Source organism: Pantoea sp. S61, assembly GCF_016625145.1.
Taxonomy (GTDB): domain Bacteria; phylum Pseudomonadota; class Gammaproteobacteria; order Enterobacterales; family Enterobacteriaceae; genus Pantoea; species Pantoea rwandensis_B.
On sequence record NZ_JACVUO010000005.1, the window covers coordinates 202,789 to 219,364 of the forward strand.

Consider the following 16,576-nt stretch of genomic DNA (forward strand, 5'->3'; position numbering starts at 1 on the left):
GTCACATCCATACTGAAATCAGCATGCTATAGATTGAAGTGCTTATATTCCCTGAAAATACTTATCACCATGATGTCATTTGAATAATTTCGTAATACAACTAACAGCCATCAATGAAATCGTTATTTCGTCTTATAAAGCATGAATATCAATACAGCATCTTTATTTTTTGCATTACCATTGAGACAAGAGGCTACATGATTAACACTAAGTTTTATAAGAATAAATAACTATCAGATAGATAATTACTAAAAGGACCATTCGAAAGATGAAGAGAGCACTTTTATGGTTAATTCAGTCATTTATCTATCTCATACCCCTCGCGGCCATTATGGTCGGAATCTACATTTTTTCTCGCTACATTCCAAATTACGCAGCCTTCCTCAGCATATCCTGGGTGATCGTTGTTTCCTTCATCTACATCAAATACAACAGATGGTATTGAATATTTCCAACACCATCTGTCAGCACTCTCTTCTAACATCTTACCCAAATCATCAATCTTGGAGTCACTCAACTTGAGAAGGCCGCGAAGTCGAAACCTGATCCATCACTCCCCTTCCAACCCACAAACCTGCCACCGCACCGAACTCACGCCCTTCTCCAGGCTGATCCGTCCCACCAAACTTTCCAGTTGATCCGTCATACTCGGTTTCCCCAGCACTTCCGCATTCACCTCCATGCGATGCGGCGGATTCATATCCTCGCTGTGTAATGATTGCAGGCGCAATCCGCTGCCGCCGAGGCTGTGCAGCATCAGGCTGCGCACCTGCACTTCATCCTGTGCCAGACAGATAATTTGCACCTTGTAATGCTGTACCACTTCCTCCGCAGGCACCAGGCTCTGGCGATTAATCCCCTGGGCCAAATCGCGCAGCAGAATGTTGGCGCACAGAATCACCATGCAACCTATCGTCGCTTCCAGCAGCAATCCCATGCTGCACAGCACGCCCACGGCAGCGGTGCACCACAGCGTTGCGGCAGTATTCAGGCCACGCACGTTGAGACCATCACGCATGATCACCCCACCGCCGAGAAAGCCGATGCCAGAAACCACATAGGCCGCTACACGTGAGGCATCGGTGGCGATGCCGGGTACGCTTTGCGTCATCAAAACAAATAAACAGGCGCCAGTGCTGACCAGCGCGTTAGTGCGCAAACCGGTCATACGTTGGCGAAGCTGGCGCTCGCTGCCAATCAGCGCGCCCAGAACCAGCGCGACGGTGACGCGCAGTAAAAAGATTTTCCAATCCATCATAAACCTCACTCCGCTGCTTCAGGCAGGCGGAACTTCAGGGGGTAATAAATGGATTACAGCCGGTGCCGCTACCGCTGAAACTCAGCAGCATCACGCAAAAAAACAGGGGGAGATTCTGGAAGGAAATCCACCGTCTTAACGCACGGTTAAGACAGCGTTGAGGGCTATCTTACCGCAGGGACCTTTTGTAATCGTTCGGGACAGGTGTCCAATGCAGTTATCCTCTTGGGGTAAAATTCGGCGCGATTGTAAACCTCGCGCCGGTTAATTGCTATCCAACTGCGCTTCTGTTTATCAAATGTTTACGCAGTTGCATTGCTCTCAAGCTGCATTAGCAGCTCAGGAATCGCCTCCATTTCGATGTAATGCGTGGCGTGAGGAAAATCCTTTTCCTCGCCGATAAATACGGCGACTTCCGCATGGCTAAGCATAATGAAATCATTTTGATCGTTGCCAAACGCGGTATATTTCTCGCTGCCAATCAGCTCGCTCAGGGCGCGGTGTTTATTATTCCCCTGCGGTGTGATGTCGTAGAAACCATCGCTACGATGGGTATGTACACTGACATTTTCAGCTTCAACTAATGCCAATACTGATGCTTTGTGTGCATCGGAAAGCATCAGGATTTTCGTCACGCCCTCTTCCATCAACGCTTGTTCGCTGATCTCTTCACTGCTGAGCGAGCGAATGTATTCATGGAAAGGGTGCGTTCGACTGGAGAACGAAAAACTCCATTCGCCATCCAGCACATAAGGGATGTCCAGAGCGGTCAGATGTTGCAAGACCTGCTTCACAAACGCGGGATTGAGTGTATGGCTGGTTTTAATTTCACCCGCCTGATAGGCCATGCCGCCATTGCAGCCAATGAAGGTTGCCGTATGCAGTTCATCAGAAAGCATCGGTAGCATATCGCGCACAGGTCTGGCGGAGGCGAAAATTAACTGATGTTGTTGCTGTAATCTGGCAAGGCTTTGGCAGAGTTCGGCCTCCACTTTTAAGCCACCTTTTGAGATGGTGCCATCAATATCAAATACGTAAATACCCATTAAATCATCCTTAATTCGTTGGCCATCATTAGCCGTTGGCGAAAATATCACCTCCTGATTGCCATGTAAAACTCAGGCTGTCTGAGCTGAATCTGACCGTGCTATCTTACCCACTCGCTATACCGCAATCGGATCAAGACCAATGGCAAAACAACGTGTAGGAATCGTGTTTGGTGGCAAATCGGCCGAGCATGAAGTGTCGTTACAATCAGCAAAAAACATCCTCGAAGCCATCGATAAGAGCAAATACGAGGTGGTGCTGCTGGGCATCGATAAACAGGGCGAATGGCATCTGAATGATGCTTCCGGCTTCCTGCTGAATGCCGATAATCCGGCGCTGATTGCCCTGAATCGTTCTGGCGAAAATGTTGCGCTGGTGCCGGGCAGTGCCTCGCAGCAGTTGATCACCCGTCAGCAGGCGCAGCCGCTGTCACAGCTGGATGTGATCTTCCCGATCGTGCACGGTACGCTGGGTGAAGATGGATCGCTGCAGGGCTTGTTGCGCATGGCGAACCTGCCGTTTGTTGGATCGGATGTGCTGGGCTCGGCGGTGAGCATGGACAAAGATTTCACCAAGCGTTTGCTGCGTGATGCCGGCTTAAACGTCGCGCCGTGGATCAGCGTGACGCAGGCACAGCGTGCACGTCTGGATGCGCAAGCCGTGGTCGATCAGTTCGGTCTGCCGCTGTTTATCAAACCGGCCAATCAGGGATCGTCTGTCGGCGTGAGCAAAGTGGATCATATCGACGATCTGGCGGCAGCGCTGGATCTGGCCTTTACCTTCGATCGCAAAGTGCTGATCGAGCAAGGCATCAAAGGCCGCGAGATTGAGTGTGCGGTGCTAGGCAATGATGAGCCCGAAGCCAGCCCGTGTGGCGAAGTGGTGGTGCATGATGCCTTCTACTCGTACGACACCAAATACATCAGCGCCGACGGTGCACAAGTGGTGGTCCCCGCAGCCATCAGCGAGGAAGCCAGCGAAGCGATTCGTGCCGTGGCGATTCGCGCCTTCCTGGCGCTGGAGTGCTTCGGTATGGCGCGCGTCGATGTGTTCCTGACCGAGAGCAGCGAGATCGTGGTGAACGAGGTGAATACCCTGCCGGGCTTTACCAATATCAGCATGTATCCGAAGTTGTGGCAGGCGGCAGGATTAAGCTACAGCGATTTGATTACGCGCTTGATTGAGCTGGCGCAGCAGCGCCATCAGCAGAGCAGCCAGTTGAAAAGCAGCGTTTAATCATCATTTTACAGGTGCGCAGCAATGCGCACTCTGCGACGGTTAAACCGGTTCGTCATTGATAGCGATCAAAACAAATTAGCGTCAGGCAATTGTGAAGTCGTCATTAAAGTACAACCCAGCATCAAGCCACCCTATGGTCGTCATTAATGGCGACCATCACGCACTTCACGCCACGTCATTCACCATGCTGCGCGGTTCCATCGCTGGAGAGGTTTGGTTACGGCCATTGCGTTTCGAGAGGTAGAGATTTTTATCCGCGGCCGACACCAGACGGTTAATCACGCCCGGCCATTCCCGTTCACTCAGCGCACTGCCGCGCGCCAGCCCTAAACTGGCGGTGACCGTCACCGTGTTGCCCTGAATCCAGAACTTCTCTTTGAACATCGCCTGACGTATCGCCTCGGCTAGCTGGTAAAGTTGCAGATGGCTGTAATCGAACACCACCACCACAAACTCTTCGCCACCAAAGCGACATACCATGCCGCGATTACCCACCACGCGTTGCATGCGGCGCGCAATCTCTTCCAGCACCCCATCACCGGCATCGTGACCAAAGTTGTCGTTAATGGCTTTGAAATAGTCGACATCCAGCATCACTACGCCCGCTTCGCGCTGTAAGGAGAACGGCTCCTGTTTCAGGCTTTCATACAGGCCGGAACGCGACAGCAGCTGGGTGAGGAAATCGAAATTCGCCCGCAACGCCAGACGATGATTGAGCTGGCGAATCGCATCCATGCTCACCGCCACCAGCAGCGGGCTGAGTGCCACGGTTGCCACACCCAATCGCGCCGAAGTGAGATGGCTGATCGGCAGCAGTGCATCATCGCCCTGAATATTCATTACGCCATGGGAAACGAGAACGATCTCAGTGATACCGGTAATCAGGATCACCAGACTTGTAACAGGAATCGGTAACACGATGGCGCACCAAATCAGCGCCGGCACCGGGAAGGTTAAGCTACCTGCCCCGCCAATCATCGCCCCCATGGTCAATGACAGCACCACCGCCGCCAGCGGCAACAGTTTGCCGGGATGCAGTAAGGTGCGCGGTGAGACGTTGCGCAATGAACGCGCCAGCATGACTGGCAGCAGCATCAGGGAAGTCGAGAACTGCTCGCTAAACCAGTCGCCCCACGCCACCACAAAGCGCGCGTTGAAATCGATATCCTGCGCCCACGCGCCCCAGGTGGCACAGGCTGCGGCACCCAGGAAACAGGCCGGGAAGATGCGCATGGCGTTGAACACCTGGCTGTTGGCCGAGGGCGGCTGCAGGTGTTTGATCAACATGCTGACCGAAACGAGGATAAACAGGATATTGGCGAAGTTCACGGTCACCGCAGGCAGCGCCCAGCCGGAGAACACCGTGTCGTTAAATATCATCGCGACATAGCACACCAAATAGCTGGACGTGGTATGCAGGAAGGGGTTGCGCACCATTAAACCGGCAATCAGCGCGTTCACCGGCCAAAACAGGGAGAACTCCTCCGGAATGCGCAGATGACTGCCGATAAAGCAGAAGAAAAGCGTAATCAGGAACAGCGAGAGTGCATTCTTTTTTAAATTATTCTCAGCAAACAGCTTAACGCGCATACGTCTGAACCCTGTAACCTGGAAATCGCTGCCTTCTGCCCACGGGCATCAGCAAGCATTTAACCTGAAATAACTGTGCGATGATTCGGCAATTAAGCGAGTGTTCGTCATCCTACTCTGCGGCTGGGCCGCGCTCAAAGAGCCGCATCGGCGAGATGTGAGCGCGCTAGCAGGGTTGAAACCCGAGAAACAAGGATGAGATCTGCTGCAATTATGCCCTGCAAATAAAAAAATCGGATATCCGAGATATCCGATTTTTACGAGAAAAACCAGTTTTTCAGCAAAGCGTTATTGCTATTTAACCGCAACGGGCCACTGACTCAGACGAATGCCACGATCGCGCGCGTTTTCGCCAAAATCCTGCAGTACCGCTTTGACGTCGGGATCGAGGTACTCGGCGTTATCGTGATCGACAATCACCGTGCTGTTTTCCGGGATCTCCGCCAGCAATCCCTGCAGTTTCGGGTTGTGCATAAAGGTGAGATTTTGCTGGAAGCGCAGCACGTAGTGATCGTCATAGCGCGTGAGTTGCAGCGCGTTGCGGTGGCTTTTGTAGATGCTATAGAGAATCTGCGTGGCGATACCAATACCAATCCCCGCCAGCATGCCGAACACAATGATCCCGCCGATGGTGGCGAGGAATGGCACATACTGCTGAGCGCCCATGCGGAACTGTTCAATGAACAGACGCGGCGTCGCCAGCTTATAGCCGGTATACAGCAAGACCGCGGCGAGGCTGGCTAAAGGGATGGCATTGAGCAGATCGCTGAACCACAGACCGCAAATCAGCAACAGCGCGCCGTGGATCAGAATCGACAGTTTGGTCTGCGCCCCGACACTGACGTTCACCGAGCTGCGCACGATCACCGCAGTAATCGGCATCGCACCGAGAAAACCCGCGGTCAGGTTGCCGATGCCTTGTGCGAACATCTCTTTGTTTGGCGAAGGTGCCGGATGCTGCGGACGCAGTTTTTTTAGCGCCTCCTGACTCAGCAGCGTTTCCAGGCTCGCGACCAGCGCCAGGGTGACGGCAACCACCCAGACAGAAGGATTTTGCCACGCCAGCCAGTCCGGGGTTTCCAGTTCAGCCACCAGTGCTGACAGGCTGTCAAAGGCCGGCAACGCGATACGCGGCAGCCCTTCCGCCAGGCTTGGGAACAGGCGGTCGCCAAACACTGTCGCCATGCAGCCGAACAACACGGCCACCAGCGGCCCCGGGATCCAGCCAAGCAGCTTGACCGATTTCACCATCGGCGTGGTCCACAGCCAGAGAATCACCAGACCGATGCCCGCGACCAGCATCGCACTCAGCGAAAACTGAAACTCACCATTTACCAGCGACACCAGTTCAGCATCACCTGCGGCGCCGAAAGCCACCGGGATCTGCTGCATAATCAGCAAAATACCGATTGCCGCCAGCATCCCTTTGATGACGCTGCCCGGCACCAGCGAGATAAAGCGCCCGGCACGCAATAATCCGAGCAAGCACTGCAACACGCCCGCCAGAATCAGCGCGGTGAGGAAAGCGGAGAAGCTGCCGAGCGTCTGGATTGAGGCCACCACAATGGTCACCAAACCCGCAGCCGGGCCGCTGACGGCAAAGCGCGAGGGGCTGAGCGACGTCACCAGCAGGCCACCGATCACCCCGGTAAGCAACCCGGCAAACGGCGGTAACCCGCTGGCCTGAGCGATACCGAGACACAGCGGCAGTGCCACCAAAAACACCACCAACCCGGCAGGAATATCCTGACGCAGCGTATTCAGATTCATGGCGCCCATTCCTCTGCAGATTGCTGAGTAAGCTCTTTGAGATGACCCGACTGCAGGTCATACACGCAGCCAAACACATCCAGCGTCTGTCCCGCCTGCCAGGCCTGTCGCACTGGCTCGCATGCCACCAGATGAGCGAACTGGGCGATGACGTTGGCTTCCACTAAACGGTTGAGCTTGTTGCTCTCCTCTTCTCCGGCGCGGCTGGCGTGATATTCCACCAATCCTTGTTGCAGGCCACTGCGCAACGCGGCGATGCGTCTTGCCAGCGCCGAATTCTCTTTTGCCAGCGGGCTGGCGGGCAAACCCAGCGCGGCCTGCACGCCACCGCAACCGTAGTGGCCGCACAGGACAATGCGCTCCACGCCGAGGTAGAAAATGGCGTATTGCAGCACGCTCATCAGGTTGTCGTCATCGGGCACCACCATATTGGCGATATTGCGATGCACGAACAGTTCGCCGGGATGCGAGCCGGTCAGCACCTCGGCAGGCACGCGGCTGTCCGAACAACCAATCCACAGCGAATGGGGTTTCTGCTGATGCAAATATTGTTCGAAATAATCGGGATTACGCTCGCGGCGCTGTAATGCCCAGCTGCGATTTTTCGCTAATAAGGGTTTAAGTGTCGTCACAATTATCTTCTCTCTACGTCCAGAAATATCGCTTTCAGGCAAAGTCACGGGCATTAAAACGCCAGCACGACGTTAAAAGGAGGGTGAAAGCAGAGCTTCCTCACAGAAATTGTTTATAGACGCTTAAGCATGATGTTGCATAGAGAATATTTTTACGCATCAAGAATTCACATACTTTGTAAAACAAACGTCAGGAAGTGTCGATTCAACGTAATTTAATGCAAGCCAGAGAGAATAGATAAAATCAAATACATCTCATTAAAATCAATTTATTAAATAATAAAATAAAATTTTCATCTCAGATGAATCAACAAAAATATACAAGCACTGTTAATAAGCCTTTGCACTAGTATGGTGAATTAAGGATGCAGGACTGAGAAAAATCTTAATTATAAAATTGATGATTAGCGTTATTCGCTGGGTTAATGATTTGTTCTCGACATTTTCCACTGGAGATTAATCTATTATCCGGCAAGAGATCAGGAAAATAATAAGGAGAATAATAATGACGATGAAAAGTAAATATTGCTGGCCCTGAAGCGAAGAATGAAGCGCCTGCCGAAACAGGCGCTAATTCGCTTGACGAATTATTTACCGTTCCACGCTTTCATACGCTCTTCACGCACCTGAAGCTGCTGTTCCGGCGTCAGTTTGTTGTAGTTCTCCGCCATGCCGCTTTCCCAGTCGCCGTACAGCGGGTTAGGCAGCACGATAAATTGCGTACCAAAGTGCTGATGATTGAGGCTAACGAACTGCTGGCGCTGCGCATTGCCCTGATGCCAGGTCGCGCCGCCAAAGTCATTCAGGTTATCGCCCACGTACAGCACCACGTTGTAGCCCGCATTTTTAATCGCATCGAAGCGCGCCTGCTTATTGGAGTTTCCGGTGCTGAGACGCACGGTTTTGTCGCTCACGCCGCTGAAGCCCAGCTTATTGAGGTTATCCACCGTGGCGGCGTAATCCTTCTGGTCGCGGTTCGAGACATAGAACATGGTGCCGCCGTGGCTGTTGACGTAGTTCGCGAACTCCACCGCGCCCGGCACGGCGGTGGCCTGACGCGCCTGAGTCCAGGCTGACCAGGTTTTGCCAGAGAACGGCTGGCCATTTTTCGCCTGCCATGCGCTATAGGCACTGTTATCGATCATGGTTTCATCAAGATCGACGATCACCGCCTTCGGTTTGCCCGTCAGCGATGGCGCGGCATCAAACGCCATACGCGCAGTGTTAAATGCCTGCCAGCTTAATGCCTGATACTCACCGGACTGCTGGAACCAGTTCACTGCCAATACCGATTGCTGGCCAAGCTGCTGCTGCGCCTGCTGTTTGGCCGGTTGCGCGCATCCTGTCAGCAGCAGCGCAAGAATGCCGGACGCTGCCAGCAAAGAGGTGTTTTTCATCAGATCATCCTTAAGTGATTATGGTCAGTTTGTGTAAAGCTTTAAAAATGTAGCAGTTAACGTAAGCTGTGAGCAGAAGAAAGCTGCCGCCCTGTCAAAGGAGACACTTATGTCACATGCCGGACCGCGTTCAACGCTGCTTGATGCTCTGCCGTGGCTCGATTATGCCTTCCAGCCTGCGGGCCAACCGGTGCCCACGGATGCCGCCTATGGCCAGCAGCGCCATAGCGCCCAGGTGGTACTGGCAACACAAAATCTGCCGCCGAAAAGCTGCGAATCCGATGGCGTGATTGGGGAAAACCAGCTGCCGGTGGCGGTGTATACCGCAGACTGCTTACCGGTGCTGTTTGCCGACACTCAGCAACATCAGGTTGCGGCGGTGCATGCGGGTTTGAAAGGCACCTTAAGCGGAATCCTTAACAGTGCGATTGATGCGCTGCTGGCGCGCGGTGCCCGCACTGAAACGCTGCATGTCGCCATCGGCCCGGCCATCGGTCCGTGCTGTTATGAGCTGGGCAAAGATTTAGTGTCTCAGATGCAGCAACGCGCAGATTTGCCTGCGTTGCAGTGGGCAAGCGAGCAACCGCACAATAGCGCGGCGATCCGTCCGCAGGCGCGGGCGCATCATCAGGGCGTGTGGTTTGATTTGCCGCATCTGGCGCGAGGGTTGTTGTTACAGCGCGGCATTCCGGCTGAACAAATCGAAGTGTTAAACGTCTGCACTTATTGCATGGCGGAGTCGGGATCGAGCTATCGCTACAACACCCATTTTGACAGCGGCTATCAATCGCGATTTTCGTGGATTCGCTGTCGCGACTGAGTGGCTGCACGTCCCTGTGCAGCCCGTTGCATCAGTGAATGATGGCGTTAAGTGCCAGCACACCGGCCAGACCGAGAATGGAGATCAGCGTCTCCATCACCGTCCAGGTTTTCAGGGTTTCCACCACGCTCAGATTGAAGTACCCCTTAAACAGCCAGAAGCCCGGATCGTTAACGTGTGAGGCGATCACGCTGCCCGATCCCACTGCCAGCACCATCAGTGCTGGGTCGGCATGGGTCACCGCGATAATTGGCGTGACGATCCCGGCGGTGGTGATCGCCGCCACCGTGGCCGATCCCAGCGCGATACGCAGCATCGCTGCCACCGTCCAGCACATCAGCAGTGGAGAGAGCGACGATCCTTTCATCATGTCGGCGATATAGTTGCCGACGCCGCTGTCCACCAGCACCTGCTTAAACGCACCACCACCGGCAATGATGAAGACGATCATGGCGATAGCGGCAATCGACTCGCCGCACATATCCATCACTTCTTCCATCTTGCGGCCGTTGCGCAGACCCAACGTCAGTACAGCGATCACCACGGCGATAAACAGCGCCACTGCCGGGTTACCAATGAACTCAAAGAACTGGCGCAGCGGGTTTTCTTTGGGCGTGGTCAGCTCAAACACCGCCGCAATCGCCATCAGCACCACCGGGATGATGGCGGCAAAGATACTGATACCGAAACCTGGCATCTCTTCTTCAGTGAAGATCTTCGGGTTGTACAAGCCTTCCGGCGGTGACTTCTCAAAGCTCTTGAGGAATTTCGAGAAGATCGGCCCGGCCACGATCACTGTCGGAATGGTGATGATCATACCGTACAGCAGCGTGGTGCCGAGGTTAGCGCCAAAGATGGTGGCAATCGCGGTTGGACCGGGATGCGGCGGCAGGAAGCAGTGCGTCACCGAGAGTGCAGCCACCATCGGCACGCCGACGTACAGCAGCGGCAAACCGGCCGCAGCGACGATGGTGAACACCAGCGGCAGCAGCAGCACGAAGCCCACTTCATAGAACATCGCCAGACCGACGATCAGACCGGTGACCACCAGCGCCCATTGCAGCCGCTCTTTCCCAAAGGCGGCAATCAGCGTGGTCGCCACGCGTTGTGCCGCACCGGTATCCGAGACTAATCGCCCGAGCATGGCACCGAAGCCGAGGATCATCGCTAATCCACCGAGCGTCGAGCCGATACCTTTCTGGATCGAGGCCATCACGTTGAGCGGCGTCATCCCTTCAGCGATACCCACCACCGCCGAGACAAACACCAACGCAATAAAGCCGTTGACCTTAAATACAATCATCAATACCAGCAGCAGTATCACACCCAGCACAATAATGGTTATTGGCATTTTTTATTATCCTTAGGAATACAGAGGGGTGATTAAGGTTTAGGCGCGGCCCGGCGAAAATGCCAGCCGCACCATGGCATTACACGGCGACGCGCATACCGCCATCAACAAACAGCAAGTGACCATTGACGAAATCAGACGCGCCCGAGGCGAGGAACACCGCAGCACCGATCAGCTCTTCCGGTTTACCCCAGCGCGCCGCTGGCGTGCGTTTGGTGAGCCAACCGGTAAAGGCCGGATCGTCGGCCAGCGCCTGAGTCATTTCAGTGACGAAATAGCCTGGAGCGATGGCGTTCACCTGGATGTTATGGCGCGCCAGCTCGACGCACATACCGCGCGTCAGCATGGTGACGGCGCCTTTAGAAGCGGCATAAGGCGTAATGGTGTCGCGGCCCAGCTCACTCTGCATTGAACCAATGTTGATGATCTTACCGCGCTGACGATCGACCATTTTTTTCGCCACGGTTTGTGACACCAGGAACACTGCCGTCTGGTTAACGGCAATCACATCATTCCAGTCCTGTTCCGGGAATTCGAGGAACGGACGGCGGCGCTGGATCCCGGCGTTATTGACCAGAATATCAATCGGTCCCCACTCGGCTTCGATCTCATCCACCGCCTGCTGCACCTGCGCAGACTGCGTCACATCAAAGGCTTTAGCGTGGGCACGTAAACCCAACTCACGCAGTTTCGCCGCGCCCTGCTCTGCACCCTGCTCCGTGGTGGCGTTGACGATCACTTCCGCACCGGCTTCACCTAAACCCCGCGCCAGCAGAAAACCAATGCCGCGCGCCGATCCGGTGAGTAATACTCGCTTGCCTTCGAGGGAAAATAACTGACTCATCACTGCTCCTTAAAAGGTTAACTGGACTTTCGCCGCACGGGTTTTATCGCCGGCAAACTGCAAGGCCGCGTCGATGTCCTGCAAATCGTATTCACCGCTGAACAGCGGCAGCGGATTGATCACACCGTTCGCCAGCCACTCAACGGCGGTGTTGAATTCATGGGTAAAGCGGAAGGAACCGACCAGCTGAATCTCTTTGGCAATCAGCGCCATGATCGGGAAGTTCGGGATAGTGCCACCCATGCCGACCTGCACCAGCGTCCCTTTGGCGCACACCACATCAAGGCAGCGCTGCAGCGAGGAAGGATGGCCAGAAGCTTCAAACGCCACATCGAAATAGCCTTTGTCGGCCAGATAAGGCGTGAAATCGCCCTCGGCGGCATGGATCACATCGGTCGCACCCATCTGCTGCGCCATCTCCAGCGAATGCTCGCTGATGTCGCTGCACACCACAGAGGCGGCACCGCGCGCTTTCGCTGCTGCCGCAATTAAGCAGCCAATCGGACCGACGCCGGAAATGAACACGTGCTTGCCGGTAAGATCGCCCGCCTGATGCGTGGCGTGAATGCACACCGCCAGCGGCTCGGCAAACACCATCACGGTTTCATCCGCATCCTGTGGGAAAGGCACGCACTGTTTGCTGTCCACCACTTTGTATTGGGTGAAACCGCCGTCGACATGCGGCACATACATGGCACTGCCGAAGAAGCGCATGGAGGTGCACTGGTTTTCCTGATCGCGCTGGCAATATTTGCACTCGCCGCACGGTTTGGAGGGATTGACCGCCACTTTCTGATTCGGTTTCAGGTCCGGGTTATCACTTTCCACCACATGGCCAATCACTTCATGGCCCAGGATCATCGGCATTTTGACTTCGAAGCTACCGACTTTGCCTTCCTGATAGTAATGCAGGTCAGATCCACAAATGCCGCCGCGCGTAATACGCACCAGCGTGCCTGTGCCGTCCCAATTCACCTGTTGCGGTGCGACGCTGACCTGTTTTTTCCCGGTAATCACGCAGGATTGCGTTTCGATATTCATGGTTTCCCCATTTGTTGCTGTTGCAATGGGGGCTATCAAAGCGGGATCAGGGGCTGAAAACTGTGAACCAGATCACTCTAAATCATGTTACGAAATAGCTGTTACCTGGAACGTGAACTGCTCGTACAGAAGATGGAAGCGGGATCACTGTTTGCTGGGGAAAATCAAGACCCGTCTTGGGGATCAACCACAGTGAGCTATGTCATTATCGCCGCACCCTCACCCGGGATTGAGTCTGACAGGAGTTATAACTATAGAGCTAAATCATTAGCCCTCATCTTCAAGCTGTTTCAGGGTGCACAGGTCTCTTCCCGTGCCGGGCGAAGGAGTCCGAACCTTTCGCCTGCGACCTGTCGCCCTGCTTTTTTTGAGGTTTCTCACAGCCTGAACAACACGAACTTCCATCCCAACCAATTCCCGCTAGAGTTAACTCATCCGACCACTTTCTGAGACTGTGTTCATGACTGAGCATTACGCCCACCTGTTTGCCCCGCTGGATCTGAGATTTACCCAATTAAAGAATCGTTTTCTGATGGGCTCCATGCACACCGGGCTGGAAGAACATACTGATGGCGCCACACGATTAGCAGCGTTTTATGCGGAACGCGCGCGGGGAGGCGTGGCACTGATTGTGACCGGCGGCATCGCACCCAATCCACAGGGCGTGGTGGCACACGGCGGCGCCATCCTCAACCAAGAAAGCCAGTGCGACTGGCATCGCACCCTGACCGATGCGGTGCATGCAGAAGGCGGCAAAATCGCGCTGCAAATTCTGCATGCCGGGCGCTACAGCTATCAACGCGATTTGGTTGCGCCTTCAGCGTTGCAGGCACCGATTAACCCGTTCACGCCGCGCGCACTGAGCGATGGCGAGATTCGTCAGACCATTGCGGACTTTGCCCAGTGCGCCAGGTTGGCCCAGCAGGCCGGTTATGACGGCGTCGAGATCATGGGCTCCGAAGGCTATCTGATTAATCAGTTCCTGGTAGCACACACCAATCACCGCGACGATGAATGGGGCGGCGATGTGCAGCGCCGTCGTCGCTTTGCGCTGGAGGTTACGCAGGCGGTACGGGAAGCGGTCGGCCCAGAATTTATTATCATCTTCCGTCTGTCGATGCTCGATTTGGTGAACAACGGCAGCTCACTGGAAGAGACGCTGACGCTGGCAAAGGCGCTGGAACGGCGCGGTGTGACGCTGTTCAACAGCGGTATTGGCTGGCACGAAGCGCGCATCCCGACTATCGCCACTTGCGTACCGCGTGCCGGTTTTGCGTGGGTAACGCAGCATCTGCGTGAGGCGGTGTCCGTCCCCGTTATTGCCACTAACCGTATCAATCATCCGCAGGTGGCAGAATCGCTGCTGCGCGATGGCATTGCCGATATGGTGTCGATGGCACGTCCGTTTCTTGCCGATGCGGCCTTTGTGCGCAAAGCGCAGGCCGGGCAGCCGGATGCCATCAACACCTGCATCGCCTGCAATCAGGCCTGTCTCGATCAGATCTTTGTCGGCAAAGTCACTTCCTGTCTGGTCAATCCCCGCGCCTGCCACGAAACCCTGATGCCGGTGATCCCTGCTGAGCAGCCTAAACAGATTGCGGTGGTCGGTGCTGGCCCGGCGGGCATGGCGTTCGCGCTTCAGGCGGCCGAGCGCGGGCATCAGGTTACGCTGTATGAAGCGGACGCACAGATTGGCGGCCAGTTTAATATTGCGCGTCAGATTCCCGGTAAGGAGGAGTTTAGCGAGACGCTGCGCTACTTCCGCCATCAGCTGGAGGCACAGGGCGTGGCGATTCGCACCGAGCATCGCGTTAGCGCTGACGAGCTGGAAAATGTGGATGAAGTGGTGATCGCCAGCGGTATTGCGCCGCGTCAGTTGTCGATTCCCGGCATCGACCATGCCAGCGTGCTCAGCTATCTCGATGTAATTCGCGATAAAAAGCCGGTCGGCCAGCGCGTGGCGATTATCGGCGCAGGCGGCATTGGCTTTGACACCGCCGAGTTTTTGCTGCATCAAAACGCCCACGAAGATTTCTATCAGAGCTGGGGCATCGATCAGAGCTTACAGGCGCGCGGCGGGTTAGTGCGCCCGCAGCCGCTGGCAGCGGATCGGCAAATCTGGCTGTTGCAGCGTAAATCCGGCAAGCCTGGAGCCGGGCTGGCAAAAACCACCGGCTGGATCCATCGCGCCAGTTTGCAGGCACACGGCGTGCAGATGTGGGGCGACGTCGAGTATCTGAAGATTGATGATGCCGGATTGCACCTGCGCCATCAGGGCGAGCCGATCACGCTGGCGGTGGATAACGTGGTGATTTGTGCCGGGCAGGAACCATTGCGTCAGCTGGCGGATGAGCTGGCCGCACGCGGTAAAGCGGTAAAGCTGATTGGCGGAGCCGATGTGGCGCAGGAGCTGGATGCTCGCCGCGCCACCGCTCAGGCCACTGAGCTGGCGCTCAGCGTCTGATTAACGCAGTTTGACCGAACGCAGCACCACGAACTTGGCGTTAGACGCCACCAGCTCACAGTTGCCAAACAGCTTTTTCATTTTGACGTGATAACCGAGGTGGCGGTTGCCGACAATGCGCAACTCGCCGCCATACTGCAGGCAACGTTTGGCATCACGCAGCATTTGCCAGGCGAGATGATCGGTCACCGCGTGCTGCTGATGGAACGGTGGATTGCACAGTACCGCGTGCAGACGATCCGACGGGAAGCCACTCAGCACATTGTTGACGCGGAACTGGCAGCGCGCCAGATCCTGCGGACGGTTCACTTCCACGTTCAGCTTGCTGGACGCCACGGCCATGTAAGATTCGTCATAGAACAGCACGTCCGCCTGCGGGTTCTGTTCCAGCGCCAATAGACCAATCACGCCGTTGCCGCAGCCAAGATCGAGGATTTCCCCTTCAATATCTGACGGCAGATGCTGCATAAAGAAACGCGCACCCACGTCCAGCGATCCGCGAGAGAACACGTTGGCGTGGTTGTGAATCTGGTAAGAGGAATCGTCCAGCGGCCACACCGTGGTTTCCGACACTTCTGGCAGCTGAGGTGCGCTGTATGTGCAGTAGATCAGACGGGATTTTTTCCACGCCAGGGACGTTTTGCTCTCACCGAGGATGCGATCGAACAGTTGCTGCGTGGAGTTGTGGATGTCTTTGGCTTTGGCCGCGCCGAGGATCAGCGTGTCAGCCGTCACTACTTTACGCAGTGCGCGCAGTTGATGCTCCAGCAGAGCCAGCGCTTTCGGGATTTTAATCAGTACAACAGCAGGCGCAGCAGGCAGCGGCGCCAGGCTATCGATAAAGTGCACCTGATCCTCGTCCATCTCATTAAGACGCAGATTCTGTTTCGCCGCCTGCTCGCTCAGCAGCGAGTCGCTGACGTGCCACACTTCACGGCCGTTCAGTCCGCAGGTCAACGCACCAAAGCTGTCGTTGAACACCAGCACCGGTCCTTCTGGCAGTTCTTGCTGCAACAGATATTCATCGGCGGAATCCCACGCCTGTAACGGGCTTTCTTCACGCATCGGCGGGAAGCGCTGCAAGGTCAGCGTGCGATTGGTCAGTTCAAGTTGGCTCATGGAA

At 55.2% G+C, this 16,576-nt stretch carries 13 protein-coding genes; 3 read left to right on the forward strand and 10 right to left on the reverse strand.

Annotation, left to right across the window (positions count from 1 at the left end; genetic code table 11):
• Positions 1 to 550 precede the first annotated feature (550 nt).
• Together IAE30_RS12880 and IAE30_RS12885 are read right to left on the reverse strand one after the other, a co-directional pair.
• Positions 551 to 1,255 carry an MgtC/SapB family protein gene (locus tag IAE30_RS12880; protein WP_038649854.1) on the reverse strand — a complete coding sequence of 235 codons (705 nt, stop codon included), beginning with the start codon at positions 1,253 to 1,255 and terminating at the stop codon, positions 551 to 553.
• Positions 1,256 to 1,560: 305 nt separating this feature from the next.
• On the reverse strand, positions 1,561 to 2,304 hold the full coding sequence (locus IAE30_RS12885; RefSeq protein WP_038644562.1) for an HAD-IIB family hydrolase: 744 nt from the start codon (positions 2,302 to 2,304) through the stop codon (positions 1,561 to 1,563).
• 142 nt (positions 2,305 to 2,446) lie between these two features.
• Between IAE30_RS12885 and ddlA the strand changes: the two genes are divergently transcribed.
• The gene (ddlA, locus tag IAE30_RS12890; protein WP_200679913.1) at positions 2,447 to 3,541 is read left to right on the forward strand and encodes a D-alanine--D-alanine ligase; all 1,095 of its coding nucleotides are present in this window, start codon (positions 2,447 to 2,449) and stop codon (positions 3,539 to 3,541) included.
• 168 nt (positions 3,542 to 3,709) lie between these two features.
• Here the strand turns inward: ddlA and IAE30_RS12895 are convergent, their stop codons facing one another.
• The 4 genes from IAE30_RS12895 to IAE30_RS12910 form a co-directional block, all read right to left on the reverse strand.
• A complete protein-coding gene (locus IAE30_RS12895; RefSeq protein ID WP_200679915.1) occupies positions 3,710 to 5,134 on the reverse strand; it encodes a GGDEF domain-containing protein in 1,425 nt (474 codons plus the stop codon).
• A gap of 294 nt (positions 5,135 to 5,428) precedes the next feature.
• Positions 5,429 to 6,904: a SulP family inorganic anion transporter gene (locus tag IAE30_RS12900; RefSeq protein ID WP_045814827.1), complete on the reverse strand. Its 1,476-nt coding sequence runs from the start codon at positions 6,902 to 6,904 to the stop codon at positions 5,429 to 5,431.
• Positions 6,901 to 7,542 carry a carbonic anhydrase gene (locus IAE30_RS12905; protein ID WP_200679980.1) on the reverse strand — a complete coding sequence of 214 codons (642 nt, stop codon included), beginning with the start codon at positions 7,540 to 7,542 and terminating at the stop codon, positions 6,901 to 6,903. Before IAE30_RS12905 ends, IAE30_RS12900 begins: the two co-directional genes overlap by 4 nt.
• Positions 7,543 to 8,123: 581 nt before the next feature.
• Positions 8,124 to 8,933 carry a 5'-nucleotidase, lipoprotein e(P4) family gene (locus IAE30_RS12910; protein WP_038644554.1) on the reverse strand — a complete coding sequence of 270 codons (810 nt, stop codon included), beginning with the start codon at positions 8,931 to 8,933 and terminating at the stop codon, positions 8,124 to 8,126.
• A gap of 109 nt (positions 8,934 to 9,042) precedes the next feature.
• On the opposite strand from IAE30_RS12910, the gene IAE30_RS12915 reads away from it, so the two are divergent.
• Entirely contained in the window at positions 9,043 to 9,753 is a 711-nt protein-coding gene (locus IAE30_RS12915) for a polyphenol oxidase family protein (protein WP_045831844.1), read from the forward strand.
• A gap of 31 nt (positions 9,754 to 9,784) precedes the next feature.
• Here IAE30_RS12915 and IAE30_RS12920 read toward each other — a convergent pair whose 3' ends face one another.
• The 3 genes from IAE30_RS12920 to idnD form a co-directional block, all read right to left on the reverse strand.
• On the reverse strand, positions 9,785 to 11,104 hold the full coding sequence (locus tag IAE30_RS12920) for a gluconate:H+ symporter (protein ID WP_045831845.1): 1,320 nt from the start codon (positions 11,102 to 11,104) through the stop codon (positions 9,785 to 9,787).
• A gap of 79 nt (positions 11,105 to 11,183) precedes the next feature.
• Positions 11,184 to 11,948: a gluconate 5-dehydrogenase gene (idnO, locus tag IAE30_RS12925; protein ID WP_038644549.1), complete on the reverse strand. Its 765-nt coding sequence runs from the start codon at positions 11,946 to 11,948 to the stop codon at positions 11,184 to 11,186.
• Positions 11,949 to 11,957: 9 nt separating this feature from the next.
• Positions 11,958 to 12,989, reverse strand: coding sequence for an L-idonate 5-dehydrogenase (gene idnD / locus IAE30_RS12930; RefSeq protein WP_200679917.1), 1,032 nt, complete (start codon positions 12,987 to 12,989; stop codon positions 11,958 to 11,960).
• Between the two features lie 460 nt (positions 12,990 to 13,449).
• Between idnD and IAE30_RS12935 the strand changes: the two genes are divergently transcribed.
• On the forward strand, positions 13,450 to 15,453 hold the full coding sequence (locus tag IAE30_RS12935; protein WP_200679919.1) for an NADPH-dependent 2,4-dienoyl-CoA reductase: 2,004 nt from the start codon (positions 13,450 to 13,452) through the stop codon (positions 15,451 to 15,453).
• Here the strand turns inward: IAE30_RS12935 and rlmG are convergent, their stop codons facing one another.
• Positions 15,454 to 16,572: a 23S rRNA (guanine(1835)-N(2))-methyltransferase RlmG gene (gene rlmG / locus IAE30_RS12940; protein WP_045814833.1), complete on the reverse strand. Its 1,119-nt coding sequence runs from the start codon at positions 16,570 to 16,572 to the stop codon at positions 15,454 to 15,456.
• Positions 16,573 to 16,576: the final 4 nt, after the last annotated feature.

What these genes read in the sequence shown, in the direction of transcription:
- IAE30_RS12880 (WP_038649854.1), bottom strand. Translation starts at nt 1,255, where the DNA reads ATGGATTGGAAAATCTTTTTACTGCGCGTCACCGTCGCGCTGGTTCTG.
- IAE30_RS12885 (WP_038644562.1), bottom strand. Translation starts at nt 2,304, where the DNA reads ATGGGTATTTACGTATTTGATATTGATGGCACCATCTCAAAAGGTGGC.
- ddlA (WP_200679913.1), top strand. Translation starts at nt 2,447, where the DNA reads ATGGCAAAACAACGTGTAGGAATCGTGTTTGGTGGCAAATCGGCCGAG.
- IAE30_RS12895 (WP_200679915.1), bottom strand. Translation starts at nt 5,134, where the DNA reads ATGCGCGTTAAGCTGTTTGCTGAGAATAATTTAAAAAAGAATGCACTC.
- IAE30_RS12900 (WP_045814827.1), bottom strand. Translation starts at nt 6,904, where the DNA reads ATGAATCTGAATACGCTGCGTCAGGATATTCCTGCCGGGTTGGTGGTG.
- IAE30_RS12910 (WP_038644554.1), bottom strand. Translation starts at nt 8,933, where the DNA reads ATGAAAAACACCTCTTTGCTGGCAGCGTCCGGCATTCTTGCGCTGCTG.
- IAE30_RS12915 (WP_045831844.1), top strand. Translation starts at nt 9,043, where the DNA reads ATGTCACATGCCGGACCGCGTTCAACGCTGCTTGATGCTCTGCCGTGG.
- IAE30_RS12920 (WP_045831845.1), bottom strand. Translation starts at nt 11,104, where the DNA reads ATGCCAATAACCATTATTGTGCTGGGTGTGATACTGCTGCTGGTATTG.
- idnO (WP_038644549.1), bottom strand. Translation starts at nt 11,948, where the DNA reads ATGAGTCAGTTATTTTCCCTCGAAGGCAAGCGAGTATTACTCACCGGA.
- idnD (WP_200679917.1), bottom strand. Translation starts at nt 12,989, where the DNA reads ATGAATATCGAAACGCAATCCTGCGTGATTACCGGGAAAAAACAGGTC.
- IAE30_RS12935 (WP_200679919.1), top strand. Translation starts at nt 13,450, where the DNA reads ATGACTGAGCATTACGCCCACCTGTTTGCCCCGCTGGATCTGAGATTT.
- rlmG (WP_045814833.1), bottom strand. Translation starts at nt 16,572, where the DNA reads ATGAGCCAACTTGAACTGACCAATCGCACGCTGACCTTGCAGCGCTTC.